Consider the following 22696-nt stretch of genomic DNA (forward strand, 5'->3'; position numbering starts at 1 on the left):
TTTCTACACACCTATTGCAACAATTCTAGTTCTGTCTTAACCAGTAAGAGAAGAACCAATTTTTTTAATTCACTTTAAAAATTCACCTTTCCGGGACATGGTAGCGGGGAACTTCCGGCTCTGCCACCAGTAAGCTTCCTATTAGGATGGCTGTTCCATCCCGTAAGGCATCATCTCCCTGCTCCCGTGTTATCAAGTCGCCTTCCGGAGTAAAATAAGCCTGGTCAGAAGGAGAGGAGGCTGTATGATGCTTCAGCAGACGAAGCATCAGGCAGCGCATCACAAATTCCTGATGGCAGTTTTTATACCGGGCAGGCATAAGACGGTAAGCGAAGAGATGAATCGGAGTAGCTTAGTTAAGCTGGCTGATCCTATTCGCTGTACAATGATACGGCAGACTCTCACCGCAGGAAAGGAAGTTTGTGGGTCTTTTGTGACGCGGAGTATATTGCCAATACGGCTGTGTTATCGGTCGATATGATAAAAAAAATGTAATTATATAGGTCGAATAAGGGAGGGTACTAGTGAATTCCTCCTTAGAGGCTACCGTGCGGTGAAGTAACACGGGTGAAATGTGACATTGGTTTCTGGCTTATTTCAAAATTGGGACTGAAAAAACCGGCTTCTGCGCCAAAAAACGTAAGCTGATGATGGTGCCTACGAGGCAGAACCCGGGAAATACAATGAGCCACCAGTTAGTGGGTGCCAGCCGTGCCGTACTCAGCAAGTGTCCCCAACTGGCCGTTTCGGCAGGTAGGCCTACTCCCAGGAAGGATATAGTTGTCTCCGTTGTGACAATGAGGGTGAGGTAAAAAGGGAAAGCAGCGCGCACTACCGGCCAGAGCCCGGGCAGAATATGGCGGGCAAGAATCCGCCGGTTAGGCAGGCCCAGCGCCCGCGCCGCCTCTATGTAGGGCAACTGCCGAATGCGCAGCACTTCTGCCCGTACCAGGCGCATCATGCCTGGCCAGCACGTAAGACCCAGCAGCAGGGGCATCGAAATAAACGATAATGGCAATACCGCCGCTATGGCAAGGACCAACACCAGCCGAGGCACCGAGCCCAGCAAGGCGGCGCTACCCAGTACCAAAGAATCTATGGGGAAAGCCCCGGGCTGCCGCCACCAGCGGGAATACCCTAGCAGCCACGCCAGGCTCGCGCAGAGTCCTGACCACAGCAGCCATGGCAGTAACGCAGTTCCTACCCCAATTCTAAGTAGTGGCACATTAGCCACAGTACAGAGCAGGAAGCCCGCTAACGCCAGCCAATACCTTCTTGCCCAGCGTAGCCCGGTTGTAGCCCAGTAACCCGCAACGCTGCCTAACCATATGCCCACAGCTGTAAGCAGCAGTGTAGCCGGCAAGCTGACCAGCAAGAGTGTACGGCAGCCATAAATCAGCTCGGTCAGTACGTCGCGCCCCAAAGCATCGGTGCCCAGCCAGTGTGGGGCAGACAGTGCCCCGTCCCACTGTGGTGGGCTGCTTAATGCCAGTGCATCGGAAGTAGCGGGTGGATATGGTAAAGGCAGCCAAACAGCGGAAGCGCCCAATACCAGAACGAGCCCCAGCCAGCCAATAGCCAGCACATGCTGCCAAAAAAGAGCGGGCTTTTGCAGGGTCATGTGGTGGATTGCTGCAAGCGGGGGTCGGCTATGCGGTAAGCTGCATCCGCCAGGATATAGGATACTAACCGCGCCACCAGTATCACCAGCAAGGCACCCAGTAAAACTGGATAGTCGCGGGCCGTAGCCGCATCAGAAAGTAAACGACCCATGCCCGGCAAAGCAAAGATTACCTCCACTACCACTGCCCCGGCTAAGACGGCTGGCAGCAAGTCGGCAAGAAGAGTGAGCAGCGGGAAAATGGCGTTTCGTAAGGTATGCTGCCGAATTATCTGCCGAATAGATAACCCCTTGGCGCGGGCTGTGGTAACATAGTCCATGGTGAGCTCCCGCTGCAGTGCGGCTTCCAGCTGCACTGTAAGCCCGGGGAGTGTGACCAGCACCAAGCTAAGCATAGGCAGCATCAGATAATAGGCCGTATTCAAAAGCCAGTCCCAGCCCGCAAGGCCTTCCGCATCTCCCATTCCATAAGCAGGAAACCAGGTAAGCACATCCGGATTAGCTAGTACCAGCAATAAAAGCAGCGCCAGCAAAAACAACGGGATACTGTCCAGCAGCACCAGCAGGTGCAGCACCACTGGCCGCCACCAGGGCCGGGCTGCCAGACGAATGGCCAGCAGCAAAGCCAGGGCTGCTGCTGCCAGCGCGGCCGGCACAGTAAATAGCAGCGTGCGAGGTAGGGCCGTGGCCAGTAAATCTGCCACCGGTACGCCATTGCGGTAGGAGATGCCCATTTGCCCCTGTAGCAAATCTTCTGCCCAGGCATGGTATTGGTTGGCCTGCCCATGCCAGATCAGCCGGGGCAAGAACATCCCGGCCCTTGATGTCGGAGCCGAGAGCGAGAAATAAAACAGAGGTTGATGAAGACCCAAGCGGCTTTGCAACTGCTGCCGGGCGGCTTGCTGCTGCGCAGGGGTTAATACCGTAGTGCCCGGCATATGCTCATCCAAACCCAATGACTCTCCATTTGCCGGACTCATGCTCCGGCTAAGCAGAAAAATGATAGAGGCAATAATCCACGCGGAGAGGGTGGAGGTAAGAATCTGGCGCAGCATGGTAAGTAGGACTTAAGGCTGCTGTTGCACCAAAAAGCGGGTAGCTTCATAGCCCGGCGGCAGTCCCGATAGTCCGAGGTCTGTAAAGCGGCGGGAAATGGCCAACGGGTTCCGCTTGAAGTACAGCACCGTTAGCGGGCTTTCCTGTTGTAGCACACGCTGCAGCCGGCGCAGCAGTTGCTTCTTCTGCACAGTATCCTGGGCGGCGGCTAATTCTGTCAGCAGCGCATCGGTGCTGGCATTGCCAAATCCGGTATAGTTTCCGCCATTTACACCGGTGCTGCCCGAGTGTAACAAGGGTAGAAAGTTGTGAGCAAACGGATTCCCTATTAAGGAGCGCAGATACAGGTCAAACTCTCCGGCCTGCAGTTGTTGCGTGAGGATACTGCTTTCTGTAGGGCGCAGGTTTATGGGGATGCCCAGCTTACCAGCTTCCGTGCGTAGCTGCAGCGCACTAAATTCATAAGCAGCATCACCGGCGCGGTAGCTGATGGTCAGCGCCAATGATAGAGCCTGTCCCGTGCGGTGTGGGCGCTTCCAGGACTTATCCGGCTGCTGTTGCCAACCGGCCTGCTGCAGCAGTTTTACGGCCCGGGCTGGGCTGAACGCTACCGGTGCTAGGCTATCGTTGTAATAGTGCTTGTCATGGGGGCTGATGAGACTGGCACTCTGGTAAGCCAGGCCCTGCTGCGTGGCCTTAATGAGGGTAGGGATATCAAATAAGTGGCTGATAGCCTGCCGAGTCAGTCGGTCTGCCAGCACGGGCTTTTTGGTGTTAAAACCCACGGTAACCGCTTCATAGGAATCGGGCGCAAACAAGGCTATCTGCTTCTGATCAGTGGCAGAAGATGCCAGCTGCTGATAGTAGGGGGCAGGCAGGCTGCTGTATACGTCAATATCGCCCCGCCGCAAAGCCAGAAAGGCAGTGTTCTGATCCGGAATGATATGAAAGGAAATCTGGGGGGGGCGTGCCAGCAATGGGGCTGGAGTCGGCACTATTTTATCACCCCACCAAGGCTTTTTACGGGCGAATACAAGCCGCTGACCAGATTGCCAGCTTTTCAGCCGATAAGGTCCGCTGCCATATTTTCCTGGTGACTGTTCCAGCCGGGCCTGGGAAAAGCGCCCCACAAACGCCGCAACTACGGGTGATTTTGCGTCAGCAGAGTCCAGCCCCTTCAACGAAAATGCCCGCAGCTGATGTTTGGGGTCCAGCAGGTGCTCGGGCAGCACAGCAAAGTCGCCGGAGGTCAGCACATAATCTGGGGCAAATTGGTCACAGACTAAGGTAAAATGCCGGGCGTCGGCAGAATCAAGCTGTACAGAACGCACAAAACCATACGTTGCCCGCATCCGCTCGTTAGGCAGATTCGGGCAACGCATGGTTTTCAGGGTAAAGAGAATATCCTGCGCTGTTATGGGCTGGCCATCGTCCCAGGTAGCGGCTGGCCGAATGTGATATGTCAGGTAGGAAGTATTTCCTGCTTGGCGCACCACTGGTAAAGCCTCTGCCAGCCAGGGAACAATGCGCTGGTTAGGCGCATCAATAGCGAGTAGGCTCTGATAGGTTAGGTTAATAGCCTGTATGGCTAATGCATTAGCAAGGGTGTGCGGGTGCAGAGTCTCCGGGTCGCGCGGCCACCGAATCCGGACGTTGTCCACCGGCTGCGTTTCCGAACGGCATCCCAGCAATAACAGTAGTACGACTCCACAAGTCGATAAGTAACGGTTCATCGGAGCTTCACCTCTTGGTACGTTGCCGGGCAAGTTAGCCAAGTTTCGGCACCAGCAACAGCAGAAGGCAGCAGCCCCTATGCCTTAGTGACCTTCGCCCCAAGTGCCGCCCCCCGTGTTGGTGTTATTAGGAGTAGCAGGAGTGTTTTCAGTAGCTGCCGAAGCTGAAGTGTTAGGCTTGGGAGCTGTAGGAGAATTAAAAAGCGTAGCGAGCTGAAGAAGAATGAGGGCGATGAGTTCTAACATGACCTGTGGCGTAAGGAAGGTGTGAAAATTAAGCTGTTAAGCGTCCCGAAGTTCTTCTAAAATTTCTGTTTAGAAAAGGAAGTAATGCAATAAAGTATGACTGTAATATAATGGAGTGAAAATAGTATTATATAACTTAGAATAGCTGTTTAAGCGAATTTATCGACGGTTATATGTAGACATTATGCTTTAAAAGCATAATATTGTGACATATGAAATAGCAAGGCAGACTAATGGATCTGGTCTGAAGATGCTATTTCTTTTCAAACTCTGCAATTCTGGGTATAATACTCTTTCCAGAGCAGATAAGTTTCTGCACTTTATCTTTTTAATAAGCCTTTGCCAAGATGAAAGAGGTAAGCTCAGTTGCCCGGATTGTGACTAATCGGCGCCAGAAGTTGTTGCCCTTAATGGATTTTACGGCGAAAGCAGAAAAAGGCAAAGAGGCACAGCTACTGCATCTGCTGCAAAAAAAAGATAATCTGACTAACCTGCAGGCTGCCAGAGAGCTATATGGGGGGAGCAGCAGTGCGCATCAAACCGCGCTGCGTAAGCTCAAATCCAGGTTGCAGCATAAGTTGCTAAACCATCTTTTCTTCCTGGACCATACGGATGCCCGGCATCCTGTGTACCGCCAATACGAGCAGGAGTGCCTGGATTTGCTTCACCAGGCTGGTGTACTGCTGCGTGAAGGCGAGTATTCCATGTCAGAAAAGCTGTATAGCAAGTGCCTCCGGTTAACCATAGAAGGGGAGTTCACTTCTCATCAGGTGACGGCTTTGTTGGGTCTGCGACAGATTTATGCGGAGCAGCGCCAAACCTTAAAATTTAAGGCTATCTGCACCCAACTACGCCGGACAGAGCGCCTGCAGCAGATAGAACATGAAGCGGGGCACCTCTTCTGGGAAGCCAAAATGCTGATGGCGGAGCGGGTGAGAGTGCGCCAGAGCCTGCTACAGAAGTTGCCGGATTTCCTGACGCAAATGGAGGGCTATTACCGGCAGAGTCCCAGCTTTCGGATTTACGACTACCTCTATAAGTTACGGCTGATGCAGCAGGAACTGGTGGGAGACTATGAGGGCGTAATTCGTACCACGGCTACCTCGGAGAAGCTTTACCAGCAGGGCAAGCTGAACGCCAAGCGGTTTGACCGCCGCTACAATATGTACTACAGCGTGTACGCCTATTTTCAGGCTCGGCGTGTACATCAGGGCCTAAAATTGGCCCAGGAATACCTCAATGCTTTTCACCGGTCCTCGGGCAACTGGTTTGTGTTTCTGGAGCTGTATCTCTTGCTGGCCATGCATGCCGGTGACTACCGCCACGCCAATGAGCTGCTCTCTATGGCCTTCCAGAACCCCTTCTATGCCCAACTCCGTGACACGGCGCATCAGCGCTGGGAACTGTACCGGGCCTATCATCATTTCATAGACCCCGAGAATTCTCCTTTGCGCGGCCTGCACTTTACCCAGTTTATGCAGACTCTGCCAGACTATAGCCGGGATAAGCAGGGACTTAACGTCGCCATTTTGATCCTGCAGTTTTTGCACTACCTGCGACTGCGCGATGTGGAAGCTTTATTGCCGCGCCTGGAGGGGCTGCGTAAATACGCCAGTAATCACTTGCGCAATCCGGCGGCCCAGCGCACCCGTTTATTTTTTCGATTGCTACAGCTTACGGTTAAGGAAAACTTCGATGTGCGGGCCAGCACCCGCAAAGGGCAGGCCTTGCTCACCCGGCTGGAACAAACGCCAATGCCGGGTGAAGCTTTTGCCGGAGTAGAAATTATCCCTTACGAGAACCTGTGGCAGCAAACGCTGCAGATTCTGCAGCACCCCTCAGAAGTCCGCTAAGGGCGGGCTGATGCATCCGCTAGCAGGTTAATAGCCAGATTGGTATAGCGGGTATACTGGGCCTCTGTCAGGACGGTTTTTAGCTGAGCAGCAAACTCCGCTTGCAGGGTTTGCTGCTTTTGCGCGCGTACCGCATTGTCGTCAGCGTATTGCGTATCGATGTCTGCTGCCTGCACCAGATGCTCATACACCAGGCGACGCATTTGCAGATAGCGCCCCTCATCCAAGCCTAACTGATCTGTGAGCTTCCGGGTAAGCTCGTTGGCGTGCTGGCGGGTCACCTCACCGGTAGGCGCTGAAAAACCCGACAGCGAAGAAGTCAAAAGAAAGACGAAGAGAATAACTTTTTTCATGGCAATAGGTGGTAGGTAGCGTTGTAGGACGAGTAAATAAAGCAATTAAATATTTATAAAATGCAGTATTATAAAAATTATTTATCCAAAGCACATTTTTTATATGTCTTAAACAAGAAAATTGACTTTTGAAAAGCAGAGTCATAGCATGCTGGAGAAGTAAATCCAATCAGCTGGTTCTAATAACAGCCTATTCCAAAGTCCCGAGGTTACGCTCCCAATTCATGCTTTACCCGCTTGAGGTAAGTGCTGCCGATGGGAATTTGCTTATGCGTAATGGTAAGGCTATTGCCCTCCATTGCCTGCACCCACTTGGTATTGATGATAAAGGAGCGGTGCACCCGCAGAAAAGGCGGACTGGGAAAACGCTGTTCCATAGCCCGCATAGTGCCATGCACCAACAGCTTGCTCTGACCGGTAATGATGTGCACATAGTCGCTGAGGGCCTCCACGTAGCGCACTTCATCAAATACTACCTCTATTAATTGCTTGCCTTGTTTAATGATAATAAAGTCATTGTTGTTTGGCGTAGGTAATGATTGAAATGCCGGCGGCCGGCACAGTTCCACGGCTCTTTGAGTGGCTTTCAAAAAGCGGGGGAAGTTCAACGGCTTCTCTACCGCATCGGCCACTGGCCAGGGCAGGGCGGGCACTATATCCGTGGCTTGCGCCAGCAGAATGACAATGGGCGGCTCGGGCCAGGCCGAGGTGCTGAAATCCGGGTGGTCAAGCAGGGCCGCATCATCCAGCACCAGAATAGCTGGGTGTTGCTTGTGTTGCAGCTGGGCCGCAGGAAGAGAAGCGTAGCTGCCCACGCATTGGAGCAAAGGAGTGGTAGCGAGAAAACCCTCCGCCTGCTGCGCCAGGAAGGCATCGGCAGCCACGATAAGGCAAGACAGAGGTGCAGTAGCTTCCGACATAGGTTAAAGATAAGCAACTGCATTATAGAATGGAAAGGTTGGATGATAGGGCCCAGCGGATACAGATGCTTAGGGCAAAAGGCCTTCCTGGGTATGTATTTGTGCCTTTTGTCTATAGTTGGGTTGGCCATAAGCCCTCAGTGGTGTACCTTCGGGCACCCAGGCACTACTAATATGGACGCTACTCCCACCCGCACCGCAGACTTTCTGGCGCACCTCGAACAAGTGGTGTTGCGTGCCCGCACCATCAACAACCAGCGGTTTCGACCCCTGGATGTGCAGGAGCTAAACATGCGCCCCGGTCCCGGGAAATGGAGTGTAGGCCAGTGCCTGGAGCATTTAAACATCATTGGCGGGCATTACCTGCCTGATATGATGCGGCGGGTACGCCTTGCCCGGCAGCGCGGCAGTAAACCGGCAGAACTGGTAAAGCACGGCTTTATTGGCAGAAAGCTGACGGAAGCCATGCGCACGCCGCCGAGTGTAAAGGCGCTGGTTTCGCCGCAGAAGTATGCCCCCAGTGGTAGCCGTCTGCCTCGCACCGTAGTAGAAGTATTTGGCCGGCAGCTGGATGAGCTGCTGCGCATAATTGAAGTAGCCCGGGAAGTGAATGCCAACCGGGTACGCATACCCAATCCTATTATCCCCCTGTTGCGCCTGCGCCTCACCGATCAGCTGGAATTCCTGGTAGTACATCTGGAGCGCCACCTGGCCCAGGCCGAGCGGGTGCTGGATGGCAGAACCTCCGCATCGCCGGAAAGAGAGAAATCCTCTACCGATACCCACTAACAAAAAAACCGACCCTCCTGCCAGGGTCGGTTTTTTTGTTAGTGGGCAGCCCGGGTAAGCCACTGGCAGCACAGGAATAGTAGAATTATATGACGGATTTTGTTTTGCCCGAAAAAAAGTAACCCGACTGGTAAGCTTTTGGCAAGAGAAGTGCATCTACCTAGTAACAACTCTTCTTCTGTTCTTTTGTGCCTGGCTTATGCGTGCCTGTTTGTGTGCCTGTTTTCTTCTGCTGATGCTGTTCTCTGCCGGTTCATCTGCGCCAACGCCACCCGCTGGCCCCGACCCCAAAAAGTGGAAGCAGATTGATGCCCTTTTAGCCAAGGACCAAACGGCTTCTGCTAAAAAGCTGGTGGAGGAAATCTATCAGCAGGCCCGCCAAAAGCAGGATACCCCGGAATATCTGCGCGCCTTGCTCTATAAGCTACGAATGCTGGAGGCCAAAGAGGAAGAGGCCGATGTAAAAGCCATTGCGCTGGTAGAAGCTGATTTGCAGCAGGCAAAATTCCCTGCCCGGCCTATCCTGCACAGTCTATTGGCTCAGCTCTACGCCAATTATTACGAGGAACACCGCTACCAACTCTATGGCCGCACCCAAGGCGCGGGCCTAAACCCAGCACCCACCGATACCAGTGCCACCGACCTACGCACCTGGGATGCTGCCCGCCTCGGTAGCGCCGTAGTGCAGCATTACAAAGCCTCCTTAGCCGATGAGCCGCAGCGCCAGCAACAGCTACTCCTGCCACAACTCGGCTACGCCATACGTGGCGGAGATGCCGAAGGCCGCGCCCTGCGCCCCACGCTCTATGACCTGCTGGCCCACCGCGCCGTAGATGGCCTGCAAAACGATGAATACTACATTACCCGTCCCGCTGCCCGGTTTCAGCTGAAAGAGGCACGCCTGTTCGGGCCCGCTGCGGAGTTTGCACGCCTCCCGCTTACCGCGCCCAAAGCCGACTCACTTAACGGCCAGTTTCATGCCCTGCAAGTGCTGCAGCAACTCACATCATTTCGACTGCAGGATGCTAAAAACCTGGCCGCGCTGGCCGATGTAGACCGTAAGCGGTTGGCTTTTGTGAAGGAGCATGCCGAAATGGCGAAGGAAGATTCCCTGTATGCTGCCGCGCCGACCCGGGATGCCAACACATATCAGGCGCTGCCCATTAGCACTGAGTTTCTGGCCGATTTAGCGGACCAGCTGGAAGAAACCGAGCCGGCCAAAGCCCGAGAAGTAGCTCTGGAAGCAGAAAAACGCTTCCCCAAGTCCCGTGGTGCACAACGGGCAAAGGCTATTCGTCAGCGCCTTGAAGCCGTAGAGTTGCAATTCACCGTGGAAGATGTGGTGCTGCCCAACCAGCCCTGGCTGCTGAAACTAGAGGTGCGCAACGTAACCAGGCTGTATGCGCGGGCCTACCGCATTAGTACCGTGCAAGCCACGCGCCGGCTGCAACAGGTAGATCGGGGCGAAGACCAGGCCTGGCAGAAGCGTTACGCCCGCGTGCTGGCCGCTAAGCCGGCCGCCGTCTGGCCCTTGGCTGTGCCCGGAACACTGGACTACAAAGGCCACACTGTGCAGCAAGCAGGCCTAGCACTGCCCCTCGGGCGCTATCTGATTGTAATCAGCACGGCAGCCGAAGACCCCACCAAGGACCGTCCTGGTGTAACCACAGCCATTGCGGAGGTAAGTGTGAGCGAGCTAAGCCAGGTGCGCCGCGCCGCTGCTACTCAGGAAGGCCCCGAGTTACTGGTGCTGCACCGGCAAAGCGGCCAGCCGCTGGCCGGCGTAAAAGCGCTACCCTTTTTTCAGTATTACGACCAGCAAAGCCGGGAATACAAGCAGCGCCGCGGCGAGGCCCAAATGACCAATGCGGAGGGCCTGACTCAGCTTCCTACGGGCTCTACCATCGAGCAGAATACCCAGCTCAGAGCGGTTTTGCTCTCCAAAGGTTCTGATTCCTTGCTGGTGACAGAAGGCGGCTACTATGGCCCACGCCGACTGCGCACCCCCGAAGCTGAACAGCCGGAGCGTCGCACTTTTATGTATACTGACCGCGCCATATACCGCCCTGGCCAGACGCTCTATTTCAAAGGCATCCTGACCGAAAGCCGGGCCGGCAAAGCCAGGCTCCTGACCAAGCAGCCGGTTTCGGTGCGCCTGATAGACGTGAATGGCCAAACGGTGCAAACCCTGTCCTTCACCACCTCCGACTTCGGTTCCTTCAACAGCTGCTTGATCTTACCCACGAGCCTGCTGAACGGGGAATTGAGCCTGCAAACCGATGATGGCGTCGTCAGCTTTGCGGTGGAAGACTACAAGCGCCCCACCTTCCAGGTCACGTTTGAGCCGGTGCAAGGCACGCCCGTATTGGGTAAGGAAGTAACCGTACGCGGCAAAGCCACGGCCTATGCCGGCCAACCCATTGATGGAGGCATGGTACAGTACCGCGTAGTACGCCGCACCGTGTGGCCACTATTTGAACCCTATTATGGGCGTGGCGGCGGAAAAATTGGCTACCCCGGCCCCAGTAGAGGCGAAGATGTAGAAATCCTGAACGGCACCACCCAGACCGATTCGGCAGGCGGTTTTGCCATTACCTTCCTCGCCCAGGCGGAGGAAGAAATGCGGCGCGGCCGCGGCGGCTGGGGCCCGGGCTATATTTTTGAAGTAATAGCTGATGTGACTGATGCCGCCGGCGAAACCCGCACCGGCCAGCAGAACATAAGCTTGGGCACCACGGCGCTAAACCTAAGGCTGGAAATTCCGGAGCTGCTGAACCGCGACCAACTGCCGGCCCTGCAACTCTTCAGTACCAATGCGGCCGGCGAGCCGCAAACCGCGCGTGGCCAGCTGCGCCTATACCGCCTCACCCCACCCGCCCGCGCCCTGCGCCCCCGCCTCTGGGAGCGGCCCGAGCGGGAAGCCCTGAGTCGGGAGGAGTTCAAGCGGCAGTTCCCCTTGGATGCCTACGGCCCGGAAGACAACGACAGCACCTGGGCCCGCACGCTGGTCCTTACCCAAGATTTCGATACCGGGAAAACCCCGCAGCTAACGACGCTGGCTACCCAACTGCAAAAGCAGGTCCCGGGCCGCTACGTCTTAGAGGCTACGGCTGCTACTACCAGCGGAAAGCCGGCTAAAACGGAGCAGTTCTTTACCTTGTTTTCACCCATTGTCAAAGAGTTGCCGCTTTCTGCCCCGGATTGGTTTATTTCCCTGCAAGACAGCGTCGCCCCCGGTAAAACGGCCCGTATTCTGGTGGGGAACAGTGAGGCCGGTGCCCGCATTCTGGTGGAAGCCGAGGCTAAGGGCAAAGTCCTGCGCCATGAGTGGCTCACGCTGAACGCCAATGAGCAGCGCCTGGTAGAAATACCAGTGCCAGCCGCCCTCGGCGAAACCCAGCTCTACCTGCACACCACGCAGGTGCGCGACAACCGCCTGTACACCCACACCGCCCCGGTGCAGGTAGCCACGCCGCCCGCGCCGCTGGTGCTCAGCATTGCCACCTTCCGCGACAAGCTCCAGCCCGGCCAGAAGGAAACCTGGCGCGTCACCATTCATAATGCCGCTGGCAAACCCGCCGATGCAGAGCTGATGGCCAGCCTGTATGACCAGTCGCTGGATGTATTCCGGCCGCATGCTTTCATGCCGCTGGAATTCCCGAAGCCTTATTTTCCGGCTACACTGGCATGGAATGGGCAGTTCGGAACGGAGGAGTCTAGAACACTCTCAGCTGGGCAGCAACCCAATATCCAGGTTGACTTAGTCGAATATCCGCTGCTGAATCAGTGGGGTTATTTAGATAACCAGGGTATGATGCTTTATGAAAGTGTAGTCGTACAGAATGGTGGTGGAAGGAAAACTATCAAAGGCAAAGCAGCCCGGGTTTCAGGTCAGGTAGAAATGGCTGCTGCGCCCGCAACCATGGACATGGCTCAAGGAAAGCAACTCAGCGAAGTGGTAGTCACAGGCCTAGGAGTTGAGGAGAAGTCGGCGCCACCACAGGTTGACCTCTCCGGTGTGCAGGCCCGCAAAGACTTCCGCGAAACCGCCTTCTGGCTACCGGCAGTACGCACCAATAGCAAAGGCGAGATGGTGCTGGAATTCCAGATGCCCGAAGCCGTAACGCGCTGGCAATTGCTGGCCCTGGCCCACGACCAACAACTGCACACCGGCCTGCTGCGCCGCGAGTTGGTCACCCAGAAACAGCTGCAGGTAACGCCCAACGCCCCGCGCTTCTTCCGGGAAGGAGACCAACTGCGCCTCAACGCCAAGCTCAGCAACCTCACCGATAAACCTATGAGCGGCACGGCCCAGCTATTCCTGCTGGACGCCCGCACCCAGCAGCCCATTGATAGCAAACTGCTGAAAGGAGCTACTCAGCAGAAATTCAGCCTCAGTGCCAACCAAAGCAGCGCCGTAGGCTGGGAGCTACAAATCCCGGAAACCGCCGAAGGTGAGGTGCCACTGGAAGCCATTACCTACCGCATAGTGGCCCAAACCGAAGCCCCGAAGCAGGCAAAGCGCAAAGCCAAAAAGCAGCCGGTGGAGACATATTCTGATGGCGAGGAAAATACCTTGCCGGTACTGCCCAACCGCCTGCTCATTACCGAAAGCCTGCCGCTGCCTATTGTGGGCCCGGCCACGCGGGAGTTTGAGTTGAAGAAGCTGACAAATACCTCTTCGCCTACGCGCCGGAACTACTCGCTCACGCTGGAAATGACCGAGAATCCTGCCTGGTATGCCGTGCAGGCTCTTCCATATCTCATGGAGTATCCCTACGAGTGCTCTGAGCAGATATTCAGCCGCCTCTATGCCAACTTGCTGGCTGCAAAAATTCTGCAGAGTAATCCGGCCCTCAAAACCATGCTGGAAGAGTGGAAGCGCGCAGCGCAAAGCGGCGACAAAGCGGCCCTCACCAGCAAGCTGGAGCAGAATCAGGAGTTGAAAAACCTACTCCTGCAGGAAACCCCTTGGGTGCGCGACGCACAAAGCGAAACTGAGCGGATGCGCCGTTTAACCGAGCTGTTTGATGAGCAGCGGCTGAAGGCTGAAACTTCCCGTGCCCTGACCAAGCTGGCCAAAATGCAGCAGCCCAACGGCGCCTTTCCCTGGTTTGAGAAAATGCCCGAGGACCGCTTCATCACCCAGCTCATCATTGCCGGTTTTGGCAAGCTCCAGAAGCTGGGCGCTTTTGATGCCCGGCAGGATGCCCAGGCCCGGCCGCTGCTGGAAAACGCAGTGCGCTACCTCGATGAGCAATTGCAGCGCGACTACACCCTGCTGCGTAAACAGCCGAAAGTAGATCTGAAGCAGCAGCATGTTGCAGATATTCAGATTCAGGCGCTGTATGCCCGCAGCTTCTGGCTAAAGCAGGCCGTTGCCAAATCAGACCAGCCCGCACAAGCTTATTACCAGCAGCAGACGGGTACCTACTGGAAAGCCCAGACCCGTTATCTGCAGGCACAGGCGGCCTTGGCTCTTCACCGGCAGAAAACCCAGCCTGCTGCCGTAAAGGATATTATCACCGCTCTCACAGAAAATGCCCTGCACTCGCCGGAGCTGGGTATGTACTGGAAAGAGGTGCGCGGCGGCTATTACTGGCGCGAGGCCCCTACCGAAACGCAAGCCACGCTGATTGAGGCTTTTGATGAAGTGAAAGACGACCAAAAAGCTGTAGATGAAATGAAGCTGTGGCTACTCAAGCAAAAGCAAACCCAGAACTGGGAAAGCACCCGCGCCACTGCCGATGCCTGCTATGCCTTATTGCTGCGCGGTTCTAACTGGCTACAGGCCACTCAGCCCATTCAGGTAACCATAGGAGGGGAAACCGTGAAGCCCACGACGCAACAGGCTGGAACCGGGTATTACAAAACCACTTTTCCGGCGCCGCAAATCAAACCGGCGCTGGGGAAGGTAACAGTACAGAAAACCGATGCCGGTGTAGCTTGGGGAGCCTTGTACTGGCAGTATTTCGAGCAGATAGATAAGATAACCCCGGCTGCCACGCCCCTGAACCTGGAGCGCCAGCTCTTCCGCGAGCAGCGCACCACGGGCGGCCCGGTGCTGGAACGCCTCACGGCCACCTCTCCCCTGAAAGTAGGGGATGTGCTGGTGGTACGGCTTATCCTGCGCTCCGACCGGGACCTGGAATATGTGCATCTGAAAGACCAGCGTGCGGCCGGGCTGGAACTTATCAGCCAAACCTCTGGCTACCGCTACCAGTCTGGCCTAGGATATTATGAAAGCCCCCGCGACGCGGCTACAAACTTCTTCATTGGCTTTTTCCCCAAAGGCTCGCACACCTTCGAGTACCGTCTGCGCGCCGCCCAAAGCGGTGATTTTTCCGGCGGGCTTTCCCAGCTACAGTGCCTGTATGCGCCGGAGTTTACCAGTCATTCTGCCGGCACTCGGGTGCAGATTATGCGGATGGAAGGAAAATAGGGTGGAATTGCATTTTTAATTTTTGTATCAACATCTACACGCTGCAAAAGGCCTTTTGCAGCGTGTAGGCATAGGTGTGTTTTGCTATTCGATTCAGAATCTGGTACTTTTGCCACCCTGTCCACCGAAAAGAATAGTTAATGCGCACTATTTTCCTTGTAATTGGACTGCTGTTGAGCAGTGCGGGAGTGTTTGCCCAGGGTAAGAAAAAAGTAGCCCCGGCCCCAGTTATTGACCATGATGGTAAAGTAGCGGTGCCGGTAAAACCCGCGTTGCCGGGTGAAGAGAAACTATCGGCCCGGGAGCGGGTAGAGCGGGATTTTCTCATGCCCGTGCGCCGGAAGCAAGGGGTAGCTAAGCCGGAGTCTACGGCAGTGCCTTTGCCCAGCATGACGGCCCGCAATATGGAAATGGCCAAGGAAACCGAGGCCGACGTAGCCGCCAAACCGGCTGAAAAACCTGAGGTAGAACCAGTAGCTCCGAACTCTGCTACCCACGCCAGCGCACATCGTGCATCTACTACGCACGCCAGCCGAAAGTCCGCCGCCCGCAAATCATCTGCCGCCCGGAAAGCAACTGCGAAAAAGAAGGCCGTTGCGGCGCGTAAGAAAAAGACGCGGCGCTCCCGCCGCTAACAAAGCCTAACGCCATTAAAAAGGCGCTGCCAAAATGTGGTAGCGCCTTTTTTAATGGCTTGCATTTTGGGGTAGATTAGGTGCCTTGGGGCATAAGGCGTACTACTAGTCCATCAAGGCGAGCGTTGATGCGAATCTGGCAGGAAAGACGGCTGCCTTGCGTCATCACGGGCAGACTTTCCAGCATAGCCAGTTCATCGTCGCTGGGCTCTGGCAGCTCAGGGCCGGCCAGCACCTCTACGTGGCAGGTGCCGCACAGGGCCATACCGCCGCAGGTTGCCTGAATATCATAGCCATCGGCTTTCAGCAGCTCCATTAAGCTCAGGCCCATGTCTGTGGGCCCTACCACTTCGCGCCGGTGGCCCGGCTCTTCCTCTACATATACTCGAACTTCGGTAAGCTCCTGGCTCATATTAGGGCGTCAGTAAAACTATCAAAACAAGGGCTCCAAATGCGCGGGCCGGGGTACAAAGAAAAGAAGAGGCAGGCAAACCCACCTCTTCTCTGTGCATATATCCTGCAGGGTATATGTTGCTATAACGTAGGTACGCCGTTTACGGTGGTGTACTTCAGCACGTATTTCTTATCGGGGTTGATGTACTTAAAAGCACCTTGTGCCATAAGGGCCGCTTCGTGGAAGCCACATAGAATCAGCTTCAGCTTGCCGGGGTACGTGTTAATGTCGCCGATGGCAAACACGCCGGGCAGGGAAGTGGAATAGTCCAGCGTATTCACTTTCACGGCATCATCTTCCAACTCAAGTCCCCATTCGCCGATAGGCCCCAGCTTGGGGGTGAGACCGAAAAGTGGAATAAAGTGGTCTAGTGGTACTGATTCGGTTGCGCCGTTGTTGGCCGTGATGGTCACGGCTTCCAGTTGGCCGTTACCGTGTACGTGCGTCACATTGCTGCTCAGTACCAGGCGTACTTTGCCAGCATCGTGCAGCTTCTGCACTTTCTCGGCCGAGTCGGCAGCGCCACGGAAGGTAGTGCCGCGGTGCACCAAGGTTACTTCTTTGGCCACATCGGCCAGGAAAATGGTCCAGTCGAGGGCCGAGTCGCCGCCGCCGGCAATAACCAGCCGCTGGTCGCGGAAGTGCTCCGGGTCGCGCACCATATAATGCACGCCGCGGCCACCTTCAAATTTCTCCAGTTCCTCAATGGCGGGCTTGCGCGGCTCAAAAGAGCCCAGGCCGCCCGCAATGGCAATGCTCTTGCAGAGGATTTCGGTGCCGTCGGTAGTGAAAAGCTGGAAGGAGCCATCTTCCAGCTTGGCAAAGCGCTCTACCCGCTCGCCCAGCGTGAAGGTGGGGTGGAAGGGCTCAATCTGCTGCATCAGGTTGCGCACCAGGTCGCCGGCCAGAATATTAGGGAAGCCCGGAATATCGTAGATAGGTTTCTTAGGGTATATCTCCGAAAGCTGACCGCCTACCTGCGGCAGGGCATCTACCACGTGGCAGCGCAGTTTCAGCAGTCCGGCTTCAAATACAGCAAACAGCCCTACCGGGCCCGCGCCAATAATGCAGATATCGGTGGAAATAGTGTTCATACGCAGCAAAAGGTTCGCGAAAGGTTGCCTTCTTAACAAGAAAACGGGGTAAAACGTTGGCCGCACGCGGCAAACGGCTGCAAAGGTACGCTTTGTAAGCGTGCAGGTTTATGCCGAAAGCAGAATTTGCCTCAGGGCTAACAGCTGTACCGTCCCGTTTAGGGTACGTAGGAAAACGAAAAAGGCCCTCAGCGTGGTGCTGAGGGCCTTTTGTGGTCGTGTAAGGAGTCGAACCTTAAACCTTCTGATTCGTAGTCAGATGCTCTATCCAATTGAGCTACACAACCATTTCCCTTTTGAGGAGCACAAAGATAACAGCTAAATTTTTTGTCTGGCAAGCCAGCACGCGGATTTTCTGCTGAAAAAGTGGATTGCCGGTCGCAAGCGGCTGAAAGTCAGTTTTAATTTTTTTGTGGCTCGGCGGCGTTTTTGCCTAATGCTCGCTTCAGGGCGCGGTTAAACAGGTAATACAACCCAAATAAGGATACGGCAATCAATACCAGCACCAGCACTTTGCCGCCGGTGCCTGTGTCGGGGTTATTGAGCAGGGCCAGCGCATCCTGCGCCTGGGTGCCCAGCCAATAGAAAAACAGGCTGCGCGGTAGCATGCCCAAGACGGAAGCCAGCAGGAATTTGCGCCGGTTTACGCGCATCACGGCCAGCACGAACGTCATGAGGGCAAAGGGCAGCACCGGTGAAATACGCGTAAGCACAATCAGCTGCCAGCTTTCCTGGCGCAGCTCGCGCATTACGGCATCGGCTTTGGGAAAGTGGTGCAGAAACTGCAGCATGCGGCCGTGGTCTAAAGATGCCGCAATATGGTAACCAATGAAGGCCGCCAATGCATAAGCCAGCACCATGCCCGGCAAGCCCACCCAACCCAAATAGAAGCCCGTGACGATGGCCACAAACGTGGTGGGCGTGAGGGCAAAGGCCATAGTAAAGGCAATGACCAGAAAATAAAACACGGCTCCTGTTACACTCAGGTTCTGCAACAACTCCTGGTTGCGGTAAAGAAAATATGTGAGTGAGGAACTGCCCAGCACGGGCATGGCCACCAGCAATAGCATGGAGAGCAGGGTGGAAGCGTTTTTTTGAAAAAGCTCTTTCAGGAAAGCCATAGGCGATGCGCAAACAAACGGGCCGACACATAATGGCCGGCCCGAATGTAAGAACGTAAGATTTGGAGTCGAAGGCTATGCTTCCGGAGAGAAGTTCTCGGTGGGTGCGTCCAGAGCAGGCTCTGGCTCTTCCGTTTTTTTGCCGCCGAAAAAGCGCCGGACAACTGACCAGCCGCCGGCTACAAGCGCCAGCAATACTTTCCAGAATTTAAGAATGAGGGCGAAGAAGCCCACCTTGGCTAAAACCTTACCCGCCACCAAGCCACCGATACCATATGCCGCTACTTCATCTATATCGGGTTGAAAATCGGCGTAGCGCAGACCGCTAGCGAAGGTGACGCTGGGAATAACATTGGGAATGGAGCTGCGAACCTCTGGTAACTGCGAGGTATTGCCCACAGCATTCAGGATGAGCACGCCTTTCCGGCCCAGCAGACGCACGTTATAATTGAGCGTATTCTCTGTGGCCTCGCCAAATTTCAGCTCCTGGGCCCAATGCAGTACGTTCAGGTTCTTATCGTAGTAGGGCTTGGCGGCCCAACCTACGAGGGTAACGGGTTCGTAACCTGCTTCTACCCGGCCTTTGTTTTCCTCTTCTGTGTCTGCCTGCATTTCCTTCAGCAGGTCGTCATAGTTTATTTCATCGGCATCATCATCCTTTACGTAGCCCATGTCTTCATACTGGAGTACAAAGGCCCAGTTATTGTCGCTCAGGGGGCCACGGTCGGCGGGCAGTAGCATGCCCAAAGACTCGCCCTGCGGGTTTCCCCACACTTCCGTGAGCAAACGCTTGCTTTGTTCCGTATCCAGGTAGCGAAATCCGGTGGGTACGGTTAAGTCGCCCAGGCTTTGGGGCAGTACAACTTTTCCAGTCTTATAATGAAATGTGGCATTTACGGAGTCAGCGTACGTCTTTTCGCGGGCCGTACGTTCAGTAACCTCCGGTGTAGTTGCGGCGGCGCTCAGCTGTAATAAGCCTAGTGCTGCCAGGAGTAAAAGTTTTTTCAAGTAGATAAAATAAAGGTGAATTGTATTTTTTCAACAAGTTAGGCAGTTCGCCAGAAAGGGCAAAGTGCAATCAGGAAAAGCACTTACAAAAGCCGTAAATCCAGAAGAACGAGGATAATTACACTTACCTACCTTTGCGCCCCAAGTACTCAGCATTTGACCCACTCCAAGATAGTTCTACATGAAATTCGGAACCAAAGCCATCCATGCCGGCGTGCATCCTGACCCCGAAACCGGGGCTATTATGACGCCTATCTATCAGACGTCCACCTATGTGCAACGCTCACCCGGCGACCACAAAGGCTATGAATATTCGCGTACGCACAATCCCACCCGCACCCAGCTGCAGAATGCGCTGGCCGCGCTGGAAAATGGCAAGCATGGCTTGGCTTATGCCTCGGGTATGGCCGCCATCGACTGCATTATCAAGCTGCTGCAGCCCGGCGACGAGGTGATTTCCACCAATGACCTGTACGGCGGCACCTACCGCCTCTTCACCAAAGTATTCGCCAACTACGGTATCAAGTTTCACTTCGTGCCCATGCACGATATGAAAGCGGTAGAAGAGAAAGTAACCGCCAATACCAAGCTCATCTGGGTAGAAACGCCTACCAACCCGCTACTCAACATCATTGATATTGAGGCCGCTGCGGCCGTGGCCAAAAAAGCCGGGGCGCTGCTGGTGGTAGACAATACTTTCTCTACGCCTTACCTGCAAACCCCGCTGGATCTGGGGGCGGATATGGTGATGCACTCCCTCACCAAATACATGGGCGGCCACTCCGATGTAGTGATGGGCGCCGTGATTGTGAAGGACGACGAGCTGCACGAGCGGCTACGCTTCCTGCAAAACGCCTGCGGCGGTACTCCCGGCCCCCAGGACTGTTTCCTGGTGTTGCGCGGCCTCAAAACTCTGCATATCCGTATGCAGCGTCACTGCGAAAACGGCCGTGCCGTAGCCGAATACCTGAAGAGCCACCCCAAAGTGGAGAAGGTCTTCTGGCCTGGTTTCCCCGAGCATCCCAACCATGCCGTGGCAGCCAAGCAAATGCGCGACTTTGGCGGCATGATGTCATTTGTGCTGAAGGGCGACCGGATGGAAGATGCTGTAGCCGTGCTGGAGAAATTCCAACTGTTCACTTTGGCCGAAAGCTTGGGTGGCGTGGAAAGCCTCTCTGGCCATCCGGCCTCCATGACGCATGCCAGCATTCCGGCTGAGGAACGCCGGAAAGGCGGCCTTTCTGATTCCCTGATCCGCCTAAGCGTGGGTATTGAAGATGCCGAGGACCTGATTGAGGACCTGAAGCAGGCCATAGGATAATAGCTTCTGTCCAATCATAAAACAGCCACCATCCTGCGCAGGATGGTGGCTGTTTTATGATTGGACAGGTCAACCACATTACTTGGCTTTAACCAGACGTACCGCGTGAGAGCCATCAATGGTGCGCGCGAAATACATGCCAGCAGGCAGGGCATTAGTCTGCCAACTAACGCGGCCATCAGGGCGGCTGCTAAGACGAGCTACCTCCCGCCCAAGACCATCGGTGACCAGTATATCCTGCACTTTGCGCACCGGCAGTTGAAATTGGACCGAGTTGGTAAAAGGGGTGGGGTAAGCGGCAATGGCACCAAGATCCTCGCTGGTGCCTGCCGCTAGCGGCAGACCACTGATGTGGAGTGTGATGGTACGGCTATCAATGCCATTTGCCGGACAAGCATCGTCAGCTACGCGTACAGAAAACGAGTACAAGCCCTGCGTGGTGCTGGTGGGCACCTGCCAGGTAAATTGCGCGCTGGATGCCGTAGTGCCAGGCTGGAATGTAGCACCCGGAAGGAGGCTTTCTGCGTTGCTACTCAACCGCAACGTTTGGCCAGCATCTGGGTCGGTACCAACCAGAGTGAGGGAAAGATTCTGACCCGGCTGTACGTTGATGGGCTCATCAATCGGCAAGGTCGTGTTGCCCTTGAGCAGGGTCAAACTCGGATTGACATTGTCCGTGGCCTTTACCGTGTATGGCACTTCCCGCAACACGCTGCCAATAAGCACGGCTGTGCCGTTGAAGCTTCGATATTCTTGCACGAGCACCGCCACCGAATATACTCCCTGGGCCACCGGAATTGCTTGCAGCAGCCCGGTAGCTGCATTAAAGTCTACCCACGGGGTGAGCGTTCCGGCATTGGCCCGAAAGGAAAGAAAGGGAAATCCCGCCGAAAATTGCCCAGCCGGGTAGCTGAGTGATTGACCAGTAGCCGGGTCGTTGATGGAGCCGGCCGAGTAGGAGGTATACTCCATCGGTTCCGGACAAACGAAAGTATTAGGAACATCAAAGGTAGCCCACATGGCCGGTGCCAGGTAATAGACCAGCAAATCACCGTCGGCATCGAAGGCGGCAAAGCTGTAGCGCTGCAGCGTATTCAGGCCCACAGAAGGCACTTCCAGCTCGGTGAACTTGGGCGACGAATCGGCCTGCCCGCGGGTGTTGTCCAGAAACGCCTGCAGGTACATTCCCTTGTTCGAGGCTTGCGCCAGATTTGTGTTTTGAGACCGGTTTCCCCCTTCGATGCTGAGGGCCCATTGGCCCGGCGGGAGCGTTACCGTGATTTCGCCTGCTACCATCACCAAAGGTACTGCCGGCGGGCAGGTAGCGGGAGTAGTAGCAACTCGGGTACTCTCAAATTCAACGATAAAGCTGCCGGTACCGGTACCCGCGCAGCCGTTGCGCTTGCACACCAGCCATTCCGTTAAGTCTGTTGATGCCCCGGAGGTTTGATCCATATACTGTTCCACCCGAACACGGTATTGATCATTGCCCAGCGAAACATAACTGATCTGTCCACCGCGCAAATGGGTGGCCTGGGCTATACTTACAGCACTCAGGACAAACAGAACAATAGGCCAGGAGGAAGAATAGTAGAGTTTGCACATAGCCTACAAGGGATACCCATTAAGTGTAATAAGGAATATAAACCTAACGTTTTTCTTCTTGCTTTATTCCGTGGCTGGCGTATTATGCTTCGGAAGTTGAAAAGGTTTTTTGGGCTTGACGATGAGGATGATTTCGGTGCGTCGGTTTAGAGCTTTATTCGAGTTGTTATCAAGGATTACTACGGACACATTTTGCGGATTGCCAGGATATAGGGGGCAAGCCTACTGCTCAGGGCCAGAAGCGGTTGAAGCCGGGCGCTGGAAATTCTGAAAACAAATAATTGGGTTGATTGTAGTTGCTGGGTTCTCCTTCAGCAGGAAGCGGGATATGCTATTCTGATGCCAGTTGCTGATACTATCTGCCTCCTGCTTTATTCTTGCCGCGTGAAAAATTTATCCTCAACCGCCCCTATTTCGCAGGAAAGCTGGTTGACTTCAATCTGCT

Annotated in this window: 17 protein-coding genes and 1 tRNA gene; 5 read left to right on the forward strand and 13 right to left on the reverse strand. The window is 55.0% G+C overall.

Annotated features, from left to right (window positions below; genetic code table 11):
- Window positions 1-82 precede the first annotated feature (82 nt).
- The 5 genes from Q4G72_RS05525 to Q4G72_RS05545 form a co-directional block, all read right to left on the reverse strand.
- Entirely contained in the window at window positions 83-319 is a 237-nt protein-coding gene (locus tag Q4G72_RS05525) for a hypothetical protein (protein ID WP_303310406.1), read from the reverse strand.
- A gap of 273 nt (window positions 320-592) precedes the next feature.
- Window positions 593-1621, reverse strand: a complete 1029-nt coding sequence (locus Q4G72_RS05530; RefSeq protein ID WP_303310407.1) for an ABC transporter permease — start codon at window positions 1619-1621, stop codon at window positions 593-595.
- The gene (locus Q4G72_RS05535; RefSeq protein WP_303310408.1) at window positions 1618-2676 is read right to left on the reverse strand and encodes an ABC transporter permease; all 1059 of its coding nucleotides are present in this window, start codon (window positions 2674-2676) and stop codon (window positions 1618-1620) included. Before Q4G72_RS05535 ends, Q4G72_RS05530 begins: the two co-directional genes overlap by 4 nt.
- 12 nt (window positions 2677-2688) lie before the next feature.
- Complete coding sequence (locus Q4G72_RS05540) at window positions 2689-4338, reverse strand: ABC transporter substrate-binding protein (protein WP_303310409.1); 1650 nt, start codon at window positions 4336-4338, stop codon at window positions 2689-2691.
- Window positions 4339-4494: 156 nt separating this feature from the next.
- Window positions 4495-4656, reverse strand: coding sequence for a hypothetical protein (locus tag Q4G72_RS05545; RefSeq protein WP_303310410.1), 162 nt, complete (start codon window positions 4654-4656; stop codon window positions 4495-4497).
- A 347-nt stretch (window positions 4657-5003) separates the two neighbouring features.
- Here Q4G72_RS05545 and Q4G72_RS05550 point away from each other — a divergent pair, with 347 nt between their 5' ends.
- Window positions 5004-6509 (forward strand): hypothetical protein, encoded by a 1506-nt coding sequence (locus Q4G72_RS05550; RefSeq protein ID WP_303310411.1) that lies wholly within the window; start codon window positions 5004-5006, stop codon window positions 6507-6509.
- On the opposite strand, the gene Q4G72_RS05555 is transcribed toward Q4G72_RS05550, so the two are convergent.
- Entirely contained in the window at window positions 6506-6862 is a 357-nt protein-coding gene (locus tag Q4G72_RS05555; protein ID WP_303310412.1) for a hypothetical protein, read from the reverse strand. The two genes, Q4G72_RS05550 and Q4G72_RS05555, sit on opposite strands and share 4 nt — an antisense overlap.
- A 209-nt stretch (window positions 6863-7071) precedes the next feature.
- Entirely contained in the window at window positions 7072-7782 is a 711-nt protein-coding gene (locus Q4G72_RS05560; protein ID WP_303310413.1) for a LytR/AlgR family response regulator transcription factor, read from the reverse strand.
- Between the two features lie 174 nt (window positions 7783-7956).
- Between Q4G72_RS05560 and Q4G72_RS05565 the strand changes: the two genes are divergently transcribed.
- From Q4G72_RS05565 to Q4G72_RS05575, 3 genes are all read left to right on the forward strand, one after another.
- Window positions 7957-8571, forward strand: coding sequence for a DinB family protein (locus Q4G72_RS05565; protein WP_303310414.1), 615 nt, complete (start codon window positions 7957-7959; stop codon window positions 8569-8571).
- A gap of 235 nt (window positions 8572-8806) precedes the next feature.
- Window positions 8807-15013, forward strand: a complete 6207-nt coding sequence (locus Q4G72_RS05570) for an alpha-2-macroglobulin family protein (RefSeq protein WP_303310415.1) — start codon at window positions 8807-8809, stop codon at window positions 15011-15013.
- Window positions 15014-15153: 140 nt separating this feature from the next.
- Complete coding sequence (locus Q4G72_RS05575; RefSeq protein WP_303310416.1) at window positions 15154-15648, forward strand: hypothetical protein; 495 nt, start codon at window positions 15154-15156, stop codon at window positions 15646-15648.
- Window positions 15649-15724: 76 nt separating this feature from the next.
- Here the strand turns inward: Q4G72_RS05575 and Q4G72_RS05580 are convergent, their stop codons facing one another.
- From Q4G72_RS05580 to Q4G72_RS05600, 5 genes are all read right to left on the reverse strand, one after another.
- Entirely contained in the window at window positions 15725-16060 is a 336-nt protein-coding gene (locus tag Q4G72_RS05580) for a 2Fe-2S iron-sulfur cluster-binding protein (RefSeq protein ID WP_303310417.1), read from the reverse strand.
- 122 nt (window positions 16061-16182) lie between these two features.
- The gene (locus tag Q4G72_RS05585; RefSeq protein ID WP_303310418.1) at window positions 16183-17196 is read right to left on the reverse strand and encodes an NAD(P)/FAD-dependent oxidoreductase; all 1014 of its coding nucleotides are present in this window, start codon (window positions 17194-17196) and stop codon (window positions 16183-16185) included.
- Window positions 17197-17409: 213 nt separating this feature from the next.
- Window positions 17410-17483: transfer RNA gene (locus tag Q4G72_RS05590), tRNA-Arg, on the reverse strand.
- Between the two features lie 114 nt (window positions 17484-17597).
- On the reverse strand, window positions 17598-18317 hold the full coding sequence (locus Q4G72_RS05595; protein ID WP_303310419.1) for a TVP38/TMEM64 family protein: 720 nt from the start codon (window positions 18315-18317) through the stop codon (window positions 17598-17600).
- 75 nt (window positions 18318-18392) lie between these two features.
- Window positions 18393-19325, reverse strand: coding sequence for a DUF2167 domain-containing protein (locus Q4G72_RS05600; protein ID WP_303310420.1), 933 nt, complete (start codon window positions 19323-19325; stop codon window positions 18393-18395).
- A 181-nt stretch (window positions 19326-19506) separates the two neighbouring features.
- Here Q4G72_RS05600 and Q4G72_RS05605 point away from each other — a divergent pair, with 181 nt between their 5' ends.
- Complete coding sequence (locus Q4G72_RS05605; RefSeq protein ID WP_303310421.1) at window positions 19507-20646, forward strand: cystathionine gamma-synthase; 1140 nt, start codon at window positions 19507-19509, stop codon at window positions 20644-20646.
- 78 nt (window positions 20647-20724) lie between these two features.
- On the opposite strand, the gene Q4G72_RS05610 is transcribed toward Q4G72_RS05605, so the two are convergent.
- Window positions 20725-22251 (reverse strand): T9SS type A sorting domain-containing protein, encoded by a 1527-nt coding sequence (locus tag Q4G72_RS05610; protein WP_303310422.1) that lies wholly within the window; start codon window positions 22249-22251, stop codon window positions 20725-20727.
- Window positions 22252-22696: the final 445 nt, after the last annotated feature.

It is taken from the genome of Hymenobacter sp. BT730, from assembly GCF_030542105.1.
Classification (GTDB): Bacteria; Bacteroidota; Bacteroidia; order Cytophagales; family Hymenobacteraceae; genus Hymenobacter.

What these genes read in the sequence shown, in the direction of transcription:
- Q4G72_RS05565 (WP_303310414.1), top strand. Translation starts at nt 7,957, where the DNA reads ATGGACGCTACTCCCACCCGCACCGCAGACTTTCTGGCGCACCTCGAA.
- Q4G72_RS05535 (WP_303310408.1), bottom strand. Translation starts at nt 2,676, where the DNA reads ATGCTGCGCCAGATTCTTACCTCCACCCTCTCCGCGTGGATTATTGCC.
- Q4G72_RS05595 (WP_303310419.1), bottom strand. Translation starts at nt 18,317, where the DNA reads ATGGCTTTCCTGAAAGAGCTTTTTCAAAAAAACGCTTCCACCCTGCTC.
- Q4G72_RS05545 (WP_303310410.1), bottom strand. Translation starts at nt 4,656, where the DNA reads ATGTTAGAACTCATCGCCCTCATTCTTCTTCAGCTCGCTACGCTTTTT.
- Q4G72_RS05555 (WP_303310412.1), bottom strand. Translation starts at nt 6,862, where the DNA reads ATGAAAAAAGTTATTCTCTTCGTCTTTCTTTTGACTTCTTCGCTGTCG.
- Q4G72_RS05570 (WP_303310415.1), top strand. Translation starts at nt 8,807, where the DNA reads ATGCTGTTCTCTGCCGGTTCATCTGCGCCAACGCCACCCGCTGGCCCC.
- Q4G72_RS05580 (WP_303310417.1), bottom strand. Translation starts at nt 16,060, where the DNA reads ATGAGCCAGGAGCTTACCGAAGTTCGAGTATATGTAGAGGAAGAGCCG.
- Q4G72_RS05585 (WP_303310418.1), bottom strand. Translation starts at nt 17,196, where the DNA reads ATGAACACTATTTCCACCGATATCTGCATTATTGGCGCGGGCCCGGTA.
- Q4G72_RS05560 (WP_303310413.1), bottom strand. Translation starts at nt 7,782, where the DNA reads ATGTCGGAAGCTACTGCACCTCTGTCTTGCCTTATCGTGGCTGCCGAT.
- Q4G72_RS05610 (WP_303310422.1), bottom strand. Translation starts at nt 22,251, where the DNA reads ATGTGCAAACTCTACTATTCTTCCTCCTGGCCTATTGTTCTGTTTGTC.
- Q4G72_RS05550 (WP_303310411.1), top strand. Translation starts at nt 5,004, where the DNA reads ATGAAAGAGGTAAGCTCAGTTGCCCGGATTGTGACTAATCGGCGCCAG.
- Q4G72_RS05530 (WP_303310407.1), bottom strand. Translation starts at nt 1,621, where the DNA reads ATGACCCTGCAAAAGCCCGCTCTTTTTTGGCAGCATGTGCTGGCTATT.
- Q4G72_RS05525 (WP_303310406.1), bottom strand. Translation starts at nt 319, where the DNA reads ATGCCTGCCCGGTATAAAAACTGCCATCAGGAATTTGTGATGCGCTGC.
- Q4G72_RS05575 (WP_303310416.1), top strand. Translation starts at nt 15,154, where the DNA reads ATGCGCACTATTTTCCTTGTAATTGGACTGCTGTTGAGCAGTGCGGGA.
- Q4G72_RS05605 (WP_303310421.1), top strand. Translation starts at nt 19,507, where the DNA reads ATGAAATTCGGAACCAAAGCCATCCATGCCGGCGTGCATCCTGACCCC.